The following is a 14,107-nucleotide window of genomic DNA, read 5'->3' as shown; positions in this document are numbered from 1 at the left end:
ACCCACGCGGGCCGACCCCGGCGGTGACCGTTGGTGGACAACGGAGCCGTTAAAGCTTTGCCAGGGAGCGCCGATACGTTTGGGCAAGAGCGCGAGACGCGAGCCCAAGCGGATAGGTTCGCTCGTGCTGGGGTCAGCGAAACGGCGCCGTAACGGCGTCAGACGTGAGGAGACGGGTCATGGCACAGGTGATCAACACCAACGTTGCATCGCTGAACGCGCAACGGCACTTGAATTCTTCCCGGGGCGATCAGGAGGTGGCCCTGGAGCGGCTCTCCTCGGGGCTGCGCATCAACAGCGCCCGGGACGATGCGGCTGGGCTGGCGATCAGCGAGCGCTTCACCGGCCAGATCAACGGCATGGATCAGGCCGCCCGCAATGCGAACGACGGCATCTCGTTCGCCCAGACCGCGGAAGGCGCCATGGAAGAGATGAGCAACCTGCTCCAGCGGGTCCGCGAGCTGGCGGTGCAGGCGGCGAACGACACCAACTCGCCGTCGGATCGCGCCGCGCTCGACCGCGAGGTGCAGGCCGCCGTGCAGGAGATCGGCCGGATTGCCGAGACAACCCAGTTCAACCAGCAGAACGTGCTCAACGGCACCCTGCGCGAGCTGGTCTTCCAGGTCGGGCCGAACCGCGGCCAGACCATCAACGCCGGCGGCGTGGACGTTCGCGCCGAGAACCTGGGCGCCAATGTGGCCGAGGGGCGGGCGGTGCATCAGGCCGCCGGTGGTCCCGGTGTGGAGCTCCCGGGCGGGCTGCAGGTCAACGGTCACGAGATCGACCTGGGCGATGCGCGCGGGCTCAACGACGTGGCGCGCGAGATCAACGAGCGCCAGGCCGAAACCGGCGTGTCCGCCATGCGCGCCGACCGGGCCGAGACCCAGCAGGTGCAGTTTGGCGGCCTGAGCGGGGGCGAGCGCGGTCAGCTGCGCATAAACGACCACGCCATCGAGCTTGACGAGAGCGTCACGGACATCGGCGAACTGGCCGCCCGGGTTAACGATCGGGCCTCGGAGACCGGGGTGCGGTTGGAGAACGGGGAGAACGGCTGGTCCTTCGTCTCCAACAGCGACTTCGAGCTCGAGTACTTCTCGGACGACGCCGAAGGTGCTATCGGTGTTGGCGGGATCGAGATCGGCCAGGGGCTGGATCGCGCCGACGAGGAGAGCACCGGGCTCATCGTCGAGCGCGGCATTACCCTCTCCACCGAGATCGGCGGCGAGCTGCGGGTCGAACCGGTGGATGGCGACGACGATACAGCCCTGGGGCAGATCGGCCTGAAGAACTGGCAGGACGGTGGCGACTACGAGGACCTGCAGGCGGAGGCGTACACCATCGGCGGGGTCGACCCGGTTGATGTGCGCACCCGCGAGACCGCTTCCGATACCATCGTGGCGGTGGACTTCGCCCTGCAGCAGATCAACAACACCCGGGCCGATCTGGGCGCGATCCAGAGCCGGTTTGACGCCACCATCAACAACCTGAACATCTCCTCGGAGAACCTGAGCGCATCCCGCTCGCGGATCCTGGATGCCGACTTCGCCGAGGAGACGGCCGAGATGACAAGGACGCAGATCCTGCAACAGGCGGGGACCTCGGTGCTGGGTCAGGCCAACGAGATCCCGCAGCAAGTGGCACAGCTGTTGCAGCAGTAACGACGGCCGGGACCTCCGGGGAGCCTTCCGGAACCTGGCCCAGGGGCCTGGTAGCAGGGCCGGTCGGGAGGCTGTATGAGTGAAATGCACAAGGTGAGTTCCGTGACCAGCAGCATCAACTGGTCGCGGCCAACCGAGCAGGGGGACGGGGGGCGCCTTGCCCCCGAGCAGGACACGGCAGCACCGGTCCCCGCCGCCGAGACGGAAGAGCGCTCCCGCGTGCCGTTGTCCGAGCTCGAGCCGCTGGATCACTTCAAGGCGGAGGATCCCCAGGCGCTTGCCCGGGCGGTGGAGCGCATGGAGCAATTCATGCAGCGTGTCGGCCGGGACCTGGAGTTCCGGGTCGACGACAACACCGGCAAGACGGTGGTCACTGTCTACGTCCGCGGCACCGACGACGTGGTCCGTCAGATCCCCCCGGAAGAGATGCTGGCCATCGCCGCGCGCATGCGCGAGGTCCAGGGGCTGCTCTTCAACGGGGAGGCCTGAGCGTGGCCGGAACGCATCCGCCGCCGGAAGGGTCCACCGAGCAGGCCCCCTAGCGATACCTCGAAAGGTGACCCGATATGGTCTCACCGCTGGATCAGATGCCGAACATGCCGAGCCAGATGGACGTCGGCTCCGGCATCGACACCAACAAGATGGTCCAGGACCTGGTCCAGGCCGAGCGGGCGCCGACCGAGGAGCGCCTGGGTCGGCGGGAGAAGGAACTGCAGCAGAAGCTCGAGGCCATCGGGCAAATGCGCGGGAGCATTGGCGAGCTCCAGGAGGCCGTGCAGGGGCTGGGCGACCCCAGCGCCTATTCGGGCATTGAGGCGGAGTCGAGCAATAGCAGCGTGGCCGGGGTTTCGGCCAGTGAAGAGGCGCGTCCCGGCCAGTACGACGTCGAGGTGGAGCAGCTGGCGCGGACCCAGCGCATCGCCACCGCCAGCGGGGCGTTTGAGGACAGCGCTGATCCGATCGGCACCGGCCGTCTGGTGATCACCGACGGCGAGGGCACGGAGCAGGCGGTCACCATCGATGAGGAATCGTCGACCCTGCTCGGTATCCGCGACGCCATCAACACCCAGGCCGAAGGGGTGCGCGCCTCGGTGGTTGATGACGGTGCCGGGCCGCGGCTGGCCCTGGCCACCGAGCAGACCGGCCAGGCCAACGCCATTGCCCAGATCCGCGCCGAGCAGGATCCCGAGGTGGATCAGGGCGATCTCTCTGCTCTGCAGTACAACGTGGCGGATCCCCAGAGCGGCGAGCCCGCCGGTGCCTTTCAGGAGATCCGCCCGGCCACCGACGCCGTGGTGACCATCGACGGTATGCGCGTCACCCGCTCCGAGAACCGCATCGAGGGGGCCATCGAGGGTGCCACCATCAGCCTCAAGGACGAGGGGCGCAGTCGCGTCTCCATCGAACAGCAGACCGGGCTGGCCGAAGAGAATATCCAGCGTCTGGTCGACTCGTTCAATCAGGTCCGGGCGCAGCTCAACCAGCTCTCGGACTACGACCCCGAGACCGAGAAGGCCGGCCCGCTGCAGGGGGACCATACCCTGCGCAACCTCCTCTCGCAGCTGAGCCGGTCCCTCAACGAGCCAGTGGAGGCCCTGGACGGGGCGCCGATTTCATCGTTGGGGGATCTCGGTGTGCGCACCAACCGGGACGGCACCCTGGAACTCGATGGCGAGCGCCTGCAGCAGATGGTTGGCGAGCACTCGGAGCTGGTCACGCGCATGATGACCGACCCGGAAAGCGGGGTGATGTCGCGGTTGGAGGGGGTGCTCGACAACGCCCTCGGCCGCGACAGCGTGATCGACATGCGCACCGAGGGGGTCGAGCGCCGCCTCGACGGTATCGCCGACGATCGCGAGCGCCTCGACCGGCGCATGGAGCGGCGCGAGGAGCAGCTGCGCAGCCAGTTCTCGCGGATGGACTCGCGGGTCGCTGAACTCAATCAGACCTCGGAGTTCCTCGAGCAGCGCCTGGCGGCCATGAACAGTCGGGATTAAGCGGTCAGAAGCTTCCGGAACGGAGGTTCCGCCCTCAAGGATCATGGGTAGCAGCCGCTAAAAGGATAGAGCGTGAACCAACTACCCCCAAGAGTAGGAACGGGATATGAGCATGCATCGCGGCATAAACCAATACCAACAAGTCGGGACCTACTCCAGCACGGCCTACGCCGACCCTTACCGGTTGGTGCAGTTGCTCATGGACGGGTTCCTCGACCGAGTCGCCCAGGCCCGCGGCGCCATGGAGCGCCAAGAGATCGCCCTCAAGGGCGAACTGATCAGCAAGTCCATCTCCATCCTGGACGGCCTGCGTTCCGGGCTCGACCACGAGCGTGGTGCAGAGATCGCCGGCAACCTCGAGGAGCTTTACACCTACATGCAGCGCCGCCTGGTGGAGGCGAACGCCCAGAACGAGGTCCAGCACCTTGATGAGGTCGCCTCGCTGATGCGCGAGATCAAGAGCGCCTGGGACGCCATCCCGCCGGAGGTGCGTACCCGCGACGCTGCCGAGGCGGCCGCCGCCCGCGGCGAGTAGGGGGGGGCGCGTGGGCGGCGGCAGCGCCAAAGGCGGCGACGGGCGGGCGGCGGTGGCCGCCTCGGCCCGACGCCTGCTGGAGCTGTCCCGGCAGATGCGCCGTTGCGCAGAGGCCGGGGACTGGGACGGGGTCATGGAGCGCAATGGACTGCGCCAGGCGCACGCCCGCGGGTTGCCCGAAGACCCGGACCACCCCGGCGCTGACCTGGCCCGCCGCGCGCTGGCCCAATCGCTCGAGTGCGACCGCGCGGTCCGGGCGCTGATGGAGGCCGAGCGCGACCGCCTCGGCGCCGCCTCGCGCGACGAGCAGCACCACCGCGAGGTCCACGACGCCTACTCGCGCTGTTCCGGCTAGGAAACACCTTGCCGGCGCCTGTGTCGTTTTTTTGACGGCCTGGTTAACCCGGCGTAAACTCGCCCCCTCGCAGACAGGCGATCCGTCATCGGAGGGGAGCGTTGGTTCAGGTCCTGGTGGTCGACAGCGACGCGGAGCGCCGGTCGGGTGTCGAGACGGTGCTGCAATTCCTTGAACACGAACCCATCCCCGCCGAGGCCGGCGATGCCGGCGGCGCCGCTACCCGCCACCCTGGGCTGGCCGCGGCGCTGGTGGGCATCGACGGACAGGAGCGCGCCTGCCTGCAGCGGCTCGTCGATAGCCGGCCCGAGCTGCCCGTCTTTCTCATTGCGCCGGATGCCGATGCGCGGCGCCGTGGCGGTGATCCGCAGCACGGTGTCCTCGGGGTGCTCGATCTGCCGCTGCGTCAGGGCCAGCTCACCGCCGCCCTGCGTCAGGCCCTGAGCCACAACGTCCGCCACCGCGAGCACGGTGCCGCCGGGCGGGCGCCGCGTCTGGCCGGCGAGAGCCGCGGTGTGCAGCGGGTTACCAGCCTCATCGAGCAGGTGGCCGACACCGACGCCAGCGTGCTGATCCTCGGTGAGTCGGGCACCGGCAAGGAGGTGGTGGCGCGCAACATCCACGCGCGCTCCTCCCGTCGGGCGAGACCCTTTGTGCCGATCAACTGCGGGGCCATCCCCGCCGACCTGCTCGAGAGCGAACTCTTCGGGCACGAGAAGGGCGCGTTCACCGGCGCCATCAGCGCCCGGCAGGGCCGTTTCGAGATGGCCCAGGGCGGCACGGTCTTCCTCGACGAGATCGGGGACATGAGCATGCACATGCAGGTCAAGCTGCTGCGCGTGCTCCAGGAGCGGACGTTCGAGCGGGTCGGCTCCAACAAGCCCATCCACGCCGACGTTCGGGTCATCGCCGCCACCCACCGCAACCTCGACACGGGGATCCGGGACGGCAGCTTCCGCGAGGATCTGTTCTACCGGCTCAACGTCTTCCCCATCGAGATCCCGGCCCTGCGCGAGCGCCCCGGGGATATCCCGGTGCTCGTCGAGGAGATCATCCGGCGCATCGAGGACGAGGGGCGGGGTTCGGTGCGGGTCAGCCCGGCAGCCATGTCCTGCCTGTCGGCCTACCACTGGCCGGGCAACGTGCGTGAGCTGGCCAACGTGGTCGAGCGTCTGGCCATCCTTTGCCCCTACGGCGATGTGGGGGTCGAAGACTTGCCCCGGAAGATCCGGGAGGCGGCCCGCGAGGAGCTGGAGGATGGCGGCGCGCCTGCGGGCGCCCCGGAGCCCGTCAACGGACAGGCCGGGGTGCCGCTGCCGGCGGTGGACTGGTCCGAGGGCATCGATCTCAAGGGCCACCTGACCGAGGTGGAGCAGGAGCTGATCCGCCAGGCCCTGGTGGAGGCCACGAATGGGGTCGTCGGTCGGGCTGCCCGGCTGCTCGGGCTGCGTCGTACCACGCTGGTCGAGAAGCTGCGCCGGCTCGACGTCGAGCGCCCCGCCTGAGCCGGCACACTCGGGCCGCCGGTCGGCAAGCACCGACCGTCAAGCGGCAAGCGGTTGCCGGCCTTGCCGGTCGACAGAACTTTGACTGCCGGTGCCGCCCGCGGCGGCGGCAGCGCCTCGCCGGCCGCGTGGAATCCGGCGTTTAGCGCACCACCCCACCCCTGGCACGCCCCTTGCTTCAGAAGGGGCCGCCGCGGGGTACCACCGCGGCGCGGATTTGCGCTGAGGGGGACAATCCATATGGGTCAGCAACGCGTGCTCGTGGTGGCCCGCGAGCCGGGCCGCCGCAGCGAGCAGCGGCGCCGCCTGGACGACGCCGGGTTCGTGACCGCCGAGGCGGAAGACACCGGCTCCGCCCACGAACTTCTGGAGCAGGGCGGGATCACTGCCGTCGTCTGCTTCGAGGACGCCGGCGACGGGGACAACTGGCGGGTGCTTACCCGGCACCCTATGGCTCCGCCGGTGATCGTCATCTCCGCCCGCGCCGAGGTCAGCGGCGCCGTCGCCGCCATGCGCGACGGGGCGGCGGACTACGTCGCCGAGGAGGCCCCGGCCGGCGAGCTGGCTGCCGCCGTGGCCCGGGTCACCGACGCCGGTCCCGAGCTGGTGGCCGAGGATCGCAGCAGCCGTCAGCTGATGGCGCTTGCCCAGCGGGTCGCCGGCAAGGACGTCACCGTCCTGCTGACCGGCGAGTCCGGGACCGGCAAGGAGATCTTCGCCCGCTACATCCACGAGCGCTCGCCCCGTGCCGATGGCCCCTTCATCGCCGTCAACTGCGCGGCGATCCCCGAGAACATGCTCGAGGCCCTGCTCTTCGGCTTCGAGAAGGGCGCTTTCACCGGGGCCAACCGGGCCCACGCCGGCAAGTTCGAGCAGGCGCAGGGCGGCACGCTGCTGCTCGACGAGGTCTCGGAGATCGAGCCGGGGCTCCAGGCCAAGCTGCTCCGGGCCCTGCAGGAGAAGGAGATCGAGCGCCTCTGCGGGCAGACGCCGATCCCGCTCGACGTCCGCGTGCTCGCCAGCAGCAACCGCGATCTGCGCGAGGCGGTTCGCAACGGGCGCTTCCGAGAGGACCTCTTCTATCGTCTGCACGTCTTCCCGATCCATCTGCCGCCCCTGCGCGAGCGCGCCGCGGACATCATCCCGCTCGCTCGCTCCTTCGCCCAGAAGTACGCCCAGCTTGGCGGCGGCTGCGGCGCAGACTTTACCCCCGAGGCGGAACGGCTGCTCATCCAGCACCCATGGCCGGGCAATGTCCGCGAGCTCGAGAACGTCGTCCAGCGCGCGCTGATCCTCGCCGAGGGCAGCGCCATCGATGCCGAGGCGATCCGTTTCGAGCCCGTCACCGTCAGCGCTGGTGCCGACGCTCCGAGCACCGGGGAGTCGGCGGGCGCGAGCGCTCCGGTCGCCGGGGTCGCCGCGGCGGAGGGCACCCCCGGCCCGGCGGTGCGGCCGGAGGCCGCTGCCGGCCAGGGCGCGGCAGCGACCCTCGAGGAGGATCTCAAGAGCCGCGAGTACCGCCGTATCCTCGAGACGCTCGACCGGGTCGGCGGCAACCGCAAGGAGGCCGCGGCGCGGCTGGGGATCAGCAGCCGCACCCTGCGCTACAAGCTGGCGCGCATGCGTCAGGAGGGCGTCGAGATTCCCGAGCGCTCCGGGATGCTCTACGCCTACGGCAACTGAGGTCGCGCCATGTCGGATTTTCGTATCGAGCAGGCCCTCGCGGAGATGCGCGCCATCGGCGGGCAGCCGGTGCAGCAGCCGGAGCAGGACGCGCCGCCGGTGGAGGAGTTCTCGGACCTCCTGCGCCAGGCGGTGGAGCAGGTCAATGACCAGCAGGTGGACGCCAAGGGGATGACCGACGCGTTCATGAATGGCGAGGACGTTCAGCTCACCGACGTCATGATGTCTGTGCAGAAGGCCGATGTCTCCTTCGAGGCTATGAAGGAGGTCCGCAACCAGCTCCTGGAGGCCTACCAGGAAATCGCCAACATGCAGGTGTAACGCGTGAGGGGTCGCCATGGCGGATAGCCAGGCCATGACCGAATCGAGCGGCTCCTCGCCGCCGTCGCCGCTGGACAGCGGCGGCCAGGGCGGTGCCGGAGCCGAGGCGGGTGGCTTTGCCGGTGTGGGCCGGTTTGTGCCTGAGGACTGGCGTGAGCAGCTGACCCGTGTCCTCGGCGACAACCCGCTGCGCAAGCTCGGTCTCGGCGCCGGGATGCTGGCGGTGGCCGGGCTGGGCGTGGCGATCTTCTTCTGGGCGCAGGAGCCCGCGGAGCTGCGTACGCTCTACGCCGACCTCTCCTCGGACGACGCCGCCGAGGTCATCAACGCCCTCGAGGAGCAGGGCGTGCGCGTCGAGTTCGACGAGCGCACCGGGGATATCAAGGTTGCGGAAGGCGCCGTACACCGGGCGCGCATCTTCCTCGCCTCTGAGGGGCTGCCGCGCGGGACCGGGTTCGGCTACGAGATGCTCGAGGAAGACCCCGGGTTCGGCGTCAGCGAGTTCATGGAGCACGCCCGCTTCGACCGCGCGCTGGAGACGGAGCTGGCGCGCTCCATCGAGACCCTGCGCGGCGTGGTCAGCGCTCGCGTCCACCTGGACGACCCCGAGGAGTCGGTCTTCGTACGCGACCGCCGCGATGCCAAGGCGTCGGTGGTCCTCGAGCTGGACCAAGACCGGCAGCTGCCCGACCGTCAGGTGGAGGGGATCATCCACCTGGTGGCCAGCGCGGTCTCCGATCTCGAGCACGGCAATGTCAGCGTGGTCGACCACCGCGGCCGTCTGCTCACCGCCGAGGATGAGCCCACCGAGGCGACCCGTTCGGCGCAGCAGTTCGAGCTCACCCGCCGGCTCGAGGAACGCATCCAGCGCCGCGTCGAGGACATGGTCGAGCCGATCATCGGCCCGGACCGCGTCCGCGCCCAGGTCAGCGCCCGGCTCAACTTCGACGAGCGCCGCCAGATCGAAGAGCTCTTCGACCCGGAGCGCAGCGCCATCCGCAGCGAGCAGATGAGTGAGCGCAGCGGCGGGGGCGGGCAGTGGCCCATCGGCATCCCCGGTGCGCTGACCAATCAGCCGCCCGGCCCGGGGACCCTCGACGGGGAGGAGCCCGAGGGCGGGGGCGGCACGCCGTTCAGCTCTGACGAGACCCGCAACTGGGAGGTGGGTCGGACGCTGAGCGAGGTGCAGCCGGCCATTGGCGTGATCGATCGGCTGACCGTCGGGGTTCTGGTCGATCACCGCTACGTCGAGAACGAGGACGGCGAGGTGGTCCGCGAGGCCCTCTCCGACGACGAAATCCAGACCCTGGAGAATCTCGTCCAGGATGCGGTGGGCTTCGACGCCGATCGCGGCGATGCCGTGAGCGTGGCCACCGTGCCCTTCGCCGAGATCGTCGAGCCGCCGGATCCGCCCGAGGAGGTCTGGGAGCAGGAGTGGGTGCGCGACTTGATCCGGCTGGCGGTCTTTGCTGCCATCGGATTGTTGATCTACATCGTCGCCATCCGCCCGATCGTCAACCGTATGCTCGGGGGCGAGGACGAAATGGACGAGGAGCGCGGCGGGGCCGAGACCGAGGGGCTGGAGCGCCCGGCCGGCGAGAGCCTGGAGAGTCCCGGCGGTGGGCAGGAGAGCGAAGCCGCCATGCGCCTGGCGGGGATCAGCGGCGAGCAGCTCAGCGACATGCGCGAGCGCCCCTACGAGGCCAAGCTCCAGGCCGTGCTCGAGCTCGTCGAGAACGAACCGGAGCTGGCGGCCAACGCCGTCAAGGCCTGGCTCGATGAAGACGACAAGCGCAAGGGCTGATGGCGATGATGAAGGGTACCGACCGCGCCGCGGTCCTCATGCTCACCCTCGGCGAGGACGCTGCCGCCGAGATCATGCGCTACCTCGGCCCGCGCGAGGTACAGAAGCTCGGCCTGGGCATGACGCAGATCGGCAACGTCAGCCGCGAGCAGGTCGACGAGGTCCTCGACGAGTTCATCCAGACCGCCGCCGAGCAGACCTCGCTGGGGATCGGCTCCACGGACTTCATCCGCAGCACCCTGGTCAAGGCCCTGGGCGAGGAGAAGGCCGGCTCGATCATCGACCGCATCGTCATGGGCGGCACCACCCGCGGGCTGGATCAGCTCAAGTGGCTGGATCCGCGGACCATCGCCGAGATGATCCGCCTCGAGCACCCGCAGATCATCGCCATCGTGCTCTCCTACCTGGAGGCGGATCAGGCGGGGTTGGTGCTCGCCGAGATGCCCGAGCGCGTTCGCCACGACATCGTCATGCGCGTGGCCACCCTTGAGGGCATCCAGCCCCGCGCACTGCAGGAGCTCGACGAGATCATGGAGAAGCAGTTCTCCGGTCAGCAGCGCCTGAAGTCCTCGACCATCGGCGGCCTGCAGTCGGCGGCGAACATCCTCAACAACATGGACGGGCAGACCGAGACCGCCATTCTGGACAACGTCAAGGAGCTCGACGAGGAGCTCGCCGACCGCATCCAGGAGCTGATGTTCGTCTTCGAGGACCTCAAGCAGATGGACGACCGCTCCATGCAACAGGTCCTGCGCGAGATCGACACCGGCTCGCTGACCCTGGCCCTGAAGGGCGCCAGCGAGGACCTGCAGGCCAAGTTCATGAACAACCTCTCGCGCCGTGCCGGCGAGATGCTCCAGGAGGACCTGGAGGCCATGGGGCCGGCGCGTCTGTCCGACGTCGAGGCCGCACAGAAGGAGGTCCTCGCCGTTGCCAAGCGCATGGCCGACGAGGGCACCATCAACCTGGTCAGTAGCTCCGACCAGTACGTCTGAACCCCACCCCCCGGTGCCGCTGAGCCCCGGGGCGTGTCGCAGCCGGGAGGGCGCGGATGGACAGTGGCGATCGACGCCTGCGGATCATCCCTGGAGAGTTCGCCGAGACGGCCGAGGCGTGGGAGACGCCCGACTTCGACCAGCCCGAGATCGACCGTCAGCGCCAGGCCGAGCAGGAGCAGGCCCGGCGTATCGAGCGCGAGAAGCGCCGCCGCCGTCGCGAGCGCCGCCGCCAGGCAGTGGCCGAGCGCCTGCGCCTGGAGGACGAGGCACGGCGCTCGCTGCCGACGGTCGAGGAGATCGAGGAGATCCGGGCCACGGCTCGCCGCCAGGGCCACCAGGAGGGCTACGAGGCCGGTCGTCACGAAGGCTTCCACGCCGGCTACCCCGAGGGCCTGCAGGCCGGGCAGAGCGACGGTCGGCGGGCCGGGGCGGTGCTGGTGCGCCGGCTGCGGGCCCTGCTCGATACCCTGGGCCGGCCGCTGGAGCAGCTCGATCGGGACGCCGAGGATGAGCTGCTGCACCTGGTCTTCTCCGTGGCCCGGCGGCTGGCCCTGGAGGAGCTGCGTACCGACCCGGAGCACGCCCTGGCGGCAGTGCGCCAGGCGCTGCGCGAGCTACCGGCGCAGGAGCGCGGCCTGACCATACAGGTCCACCCGGAGGAGCACGGCTTCATCACCGAGCAGCTGGGCACCGAGGTCGGCGACAAGGGCTGGTCGGTGGTGGCCGACGCCCACCTCACCCCTGGCGGGTGCATCGTCACCACCGAGACCTCTCGGGTGGACGCCACCGTGGAGCGGCGCCTGGACGCCGTCGCCGAGCAGCTGCTCGGCGACGCCCACGCCGGCGAGGGGGGCGAGGCCGTGCAGCGCAGCTATCGCGGTCGTGCCCCCGGCGCCGAGGAGGACGATACGGCGGGTGAGGCCGGTGGCGAGGGTGCCGAGGCCCCGGCCGGCGATGACGGGGGCGGTCGATGAGCACCGTTGCTGGTCTGGCCCAGGACTGGACCGCCCGCGTGCGCCGCCGGGTCGAGCACATCGAGCCCGTGCGCCCCCCGGTGGAGGGCGTGCTGCGGCGCATGGTCGGCCTGACCCTGGAGGCCGAGGGGTGTCGGGCGCCGCTCGGGGCGCGCTGCACCATCGAGGACGGCCAGGGCGGCGTCGAGGCCGAGGTGGTGGGTTTCGCCGGAGACCGCCTCTACCTCATGCCCACCGGCGATCTGCGCGGCGTCATGCCCAATGCCCGGGTCGTGCCCCGGGGCAGCGGCGCCCAGGCCCGGGTGGGCGAGGAGCTGCTCGGCCGGGTCATCGACGGCGGCGGGCAGCCCATCGACGGCGGCGGTCCGCTTAAGGCCCGGGAGCGCACACCGCTCATGGCCGAGCCGATCAACCCCCTCGAGCGCGCCCCCATCGCCGCGCCGCTGGACGTCGGGGTGCGCTCGATCAATGCCCTGTTCACCGTTGGCCGAGGCCAGCGCATGGGCCTGTTCGCCGGCTCCGGGGTGGGCAAGAGCGTGCTGCTGGGCATGATGACCCGCTACACCACCGCCGATGTCGTGGTGGTGGGGCTGATCGGCGAGCGGGGGCGCGAGGTGCGCGAGTTCATCACCGAGATCCTGGGCCGCCACGGCCTGGCGCGGGCGGTGGTGGTCGCCGCACCGGCCGACACGTCGCCGCTTTTCCGGCTCCACGGCGCCATGCGCGCGACCAGCATCGCCGAGTACTTCCGCGACCAGGGCTACAACGTCCTGCTGCTGATGGACTCGCTGACCCGCTACGCCCAGGCGCAGCGGGAGATCGGTCTGGCCATCGGCGAGCCGCCCACCACCAAGGGCTATCCGCCGTCGGTCTTCGGGTTGCTGCCGCGGCTGGTCGAGCGCGCCGGCAACGGCGCCGACGGGGGCGGCTCGATCACCGCCTTCTACACCGTGCTGGTCGAGGGCGACGACCAGCAGGAGCCCATCGCCGACTCGGCGCGGGCCATCCTCGACGGCCACCTGGTGCTCTCGCGCAGTCTGGCCGACTCCGGCGTCTACCCGGCGGTGGACGTCGAGGCCTCGATCAGCCGCGCCATGATGGCCATCACCAACGGCGCCCACCAGAAGGCGGCGCAGCGCTTCCGGGAGCTTTATACCGCCTACCGCCAGAACGAGGATCTGATCAGCGTGGGCGCCTACCAGCGCGGCTCGGACCCGCTGGTCGACCAGGCCATTCAGTACCAGCCCCGGCTGCGCGCCTTCCTGCAGCAGGATGTGAGCGAGGCGGTGGATTTCGACGAGTCCCTGGCATCCCTGGGACGACTGACCGGTGAGGTGAGCGGATGAGCAAGGGGGCCGAGCGACTGCGCCCGGTGGAGCGGCTGACCGACCAGCGCAAGGAGCAGGCCGCCAGCCAGCTGGCCCGGGCCGAGGGGGAGCTGCGCCAGGGCGAGGCGCGCCTGGAGGAGATCCTCGAGATGCGCCAGGAGTACCGCCGCCAGCTGACCCAGGACAACGCCATCGAGGCGGCCCGCCTGCGCGATTTCAACGCCTTCCTGACGCGCCTCGACGAGGCCATCGTCCAGCAGCGCCAGCAGATCGCCCAGCAGCAGCGCCGCGTCACCCAGCTGCACAAGGAGTGGCTGCGCCGCTGGGGCGAGCACCGCACCATCGAGAAGGTCGTCGAGCGCCGCGCTGAGGCCGAGCAGGCGGCGGCCGAGCGGCGCGAGCGCCAGGAGTCCGACGAGGTGGCGCGCATGCTCTACCAGGCCATCCAGCGCGGGGATCTGCCCGGCCAGGGGGGGTAGCCCCGGGGGCGCCGTGCTGGTTCGGATCTTGCACCTGATCCGGGGACGCGTTCGTCGCCATCGCTGGAGGAAGCCGCATGCCACCGATCGACCCCGCCACGCTCGACCTCGACGCCTCGGTGCGCAAGCGCCCGGAGGGCGCAGCCCTGAACGGCGGGGGCGAGGCCGGCGGGTTCCTTGAGGCGCTGCTGGCGAGTCCCGCGCTCAAGGAGGCGGGCCTTGATGAGGCTGACCTCAAGGGGCTGCTCGATGCCCTCGGCGGCAAGCTCGACGGCGAGGCCTTGCCGCTGGACGGCGAGGCACTGCCGGCCGAGCTGGAGGGGGTGGCGCCGGACCTGGATGAGCTCTCCGAGAAGCTGCAGGCCGTCATGGACGCCTTAGCCGGGGTGGGCGAGGGGGATGTCGAGCAGGCGCTGGAGGAACTCGACCCGGCACTGCTCAAGGAACTGGGCGAGGTCGACCCGCAGGAG

General features: G+C 70.1%; 14 protein-coding genes. All 14 read left to right on the top strand.

Going from position 1 to position 14,107, the window contains the following annotated elements:
* Positions 1-179: 179 nt before the first annotated feature.
* On the top strand, positions 180-1,658 hold the full coding sequence (locus LRG07_RS09385) for a flagellin (protein WP_238642229.1): 1,479 nt from the start codon (positions 180-182) through the stop codon (positions 1,656-1,658).
* A 75-nt stretch (positions 1,659-1,733) separates the two neighbouring features.
* On the top strand, positions 1,734-2,147 hold the full coding sequence (locus LRG07_RS09380) for a flagellar protein FlaG (protein WP_201168534.1): 414 nt from the start codon (positions 1,734-1,736) through the stop codon (positions 2,145-2,147).
* 77 nt (positions 2,148-2,224) lie between these two features.
* Positions 2,225-3,655: a flagellar filament capping protein FliD gene (gene fliD / locus LRG07_RS09375; RefSeq protein ID WP_238642228.1), complete on the top strand. Its 1,431-nt coding sequence runs from the start codon at positions 2,225-2,227 to the stop codon at positions 3,653-3,655.
* A gap of 112 nt (positions 3,656-3,767) precedes the next feature.
* Positions 3,768-4,190 (top strand): flagellar export chaperone FliS, encoded by a 423-nt coding sequence (gene fliS / locus LRG07_RS09370; protein WP_238634977.1) that lies wholly within the window; start codon positions 3,768-3,770, stop codon positions 4,188-4,190.
* Positions 4,191-4,200: 10 nt separating this feature from the next.
* Positions 4,201-4,545, top strand: coding sequence for a flagellar protein FliT (locus LRG07_RS09365; protein ID WP_238633543.1), 345 nt, complete (start codon positions 4,201-4,203; stop codon positions 4,543-4,545).
* Between the two features lie 101 nt (positions 4,546-4,646).
* Positions 4,647-6,050: a sigma-54 dependent transcriptional regulator gene (locus LRG07_RS09360; RefSeq protein WP_238642227.1), complete on the top strand. Its 1,404-nt coding sequence runs from the start codon at positions 4,647-4,649 to the stop codon at positions 6,048-6,050.
* Between the two features lie 240 nt (positions 6,051-6,290).
* Entirely contained in the window at positions 6,291-7,733 is a 1,443-nt protein-coding gene (locus LRG07_RS09355; protein ID WP_238642226.1) for a sigma-54 dependent transcriptional regulator, read from the top strand.
* A gap of 9 nt (positions 7,734-7,742) precedes the next feature.
* Positions 7,743-8,054, top strand: coding sequence for a flagellar hook-basal body complex protein FliE (fliE, locus tag LRG07_RS09350; protein ID WP_238633541.1), 312 nt, complete (start codon positions 7,743-7,745; stop codon positions 8,052-8,054).
* A 16-nt stretch (positions 8,055-8,070) separates the two neighbouring features.
* Positions 8,071-9,858, top strand: a complete 1,788-nt coding sequence (gene fliF / locus LRG07_RS09345; RefSeq protein ID WP_238642225.1) for a flagellar basal-body MS-ring/collar protein FliF — start codon at positions 8,071-8,073, stop codon at positions 9,856-9,858.
* Positions 9,859-9,863: 5 nt separating this feature from the next.
* Positions 9,864-10,853 carry a flagellar motor switch protein FliG gene (gene fliG / locus LRG07_RS09340; RefSeq protein ID WP_201168699.1) on the top strand — a complete coding sequence of 330 codons (990 nt, stop codon included), beginning with the start codon at positions 9,864-9,866 and terminating at the stop codon, positions 10,851-10,853.
* A 56-nt stretch (positions 10,854-10,909) separates the two neighbouring features.
* Entirely contained in the window at positions 10,910-11,830 is a 921-nt protein-coding gene (locus LRG07_RS09335; RefSeq protein ID WP_201168515.1) for a flagellar assembly protein FliH, read from the top strand.
* Complete coding sequence (fliI, locus tag LRG07_RS09330) at positions 11,827-13,176, top strand: flagellar protein export ATPase FliI (RefSeq protein ID WP_201168512.1); 1,350 nt, start codon at positions 11,827-11,829, stop codon at positions 13,174-13,176. The genes LRG07_RS09335 and fliI overlap by 4 nt, the downstream gene beginning before the upstream one ends.
* Entirely contained in the window at positions 13,173-13,637 is a 465-nt protein-coding gene (gene fliJ, locus LRG07_RS09325; RefSeq protein WP_201168510.1) for a flagellar export protein FliJ, read from the top strand. The genes fliI and fliJ overlap by 4 nt, the downstream gene beginning before the upstream one ends.
* A 77-nt stretch (positions 13,638-13,714) precedes the next feature.
* Positions 13,715-14,107: hypothetical protein (locus tag LRG07_RS09320; protein WP_238642224.1), on the top strand; the 393-nt coding region annotated here is incomplete at its 3' end.

This window comes from Halorhodospira sp. 9622, assembly GCF_022228025.1.
In the GTDB taxonomy this organism is placed as follows: domain Bacteria; phylum Pseudomonadota; class Gammaproteobacteria; order Nitrococcales; family Halorhodospiraceae; genus Halorhodospira; species Halorhodospira halophila_A.
Note: the sequence above shows the minus strand (reverse complement) of the source record. Positions and strands in the feature narration are given on the sequence as shown.

What these genes read in the sequence shown, in the direction of transcription:
- LRG07_RS09385 (WP_238642229.1), top strand. Translation starts at nt 180, where the DNA reads ATGGCACAGGTGATCAACACCAACGTTGCATCGCTGAACGCGCAACGG.
- LRG07_RS09380 (WP_201168534.1), top strand. Translation starts at nt 1,734, where the DNA reads ATGAGTGAAATGCACAAGGTGAGTTCCGTGACCAGCAGCATCAACTGG.
- fliD (WP_238642228.1), top strand. Translation starts at nt 2,225, where the DNA reads ATGGTCTCACCGCTGGATCAGATGCCGAACATGCCGAGCCAGATGGAC.
- fliS (WP_238634977.1), top strand. Translation starts at nt 3,768, where the DNA reads ATGCATCGCGGCATAAACCAATACCAACAAGTCGGGACCTACTCCAGC.
- LRG07_RS09355 (WP_238642226.1), top strand. Translation starts at nt 6,291, where the DNA reads ATGGGTCAGCAACGCGTGCTCGTGGTGGCCCGCGAGCCGGGCCGCCGC.
- fliE (WP_238633541.1), top strand. Translation starts at nt 7,743, where the DNA reads ATGTCGGATTTTCGTATCGAGCAGGCCCTCGCGGAGATGCGCGCCATC.
- fliF (WP_238642225.1), top strand. Translation starts at nt 8,071, where the DNA reads ATGGCGGATAGCCAGGCCATGACCGAATCGAGCGGCTCCTCGCCGCCG.
- fliG (WP_201168699.1), top strand. Translation starts at nt 9,864, where the DNA reads ATGATGAAGGGTACCGACCGCGCCGCGGTCCTCATGCTCACCCTCGGC.
- LRG07_RS09335 (WP_201168515.1), top strand. Translation starts at nt 10,910, where the DNA reads ATGGACAGTGGCGATCGACGCCTGCGGATCATCCCTGGAGAGTTCGCC.
- fliI (WP_201168512.1), top strand. Translation starts at nt 11,827, where the DNA reads ATGAGCACCGTTGCTGGTCTGGCCCAGGACTGGACCGCCCGCGTGCGC.
- fliJ (WP_201168510.1), top strand. Translation starts at nt 13,173, where the DNA reads ATGAGCAAGGGGGCCGAGCGACTGCGCCCGGTGGAGCGGCTGACCGAC.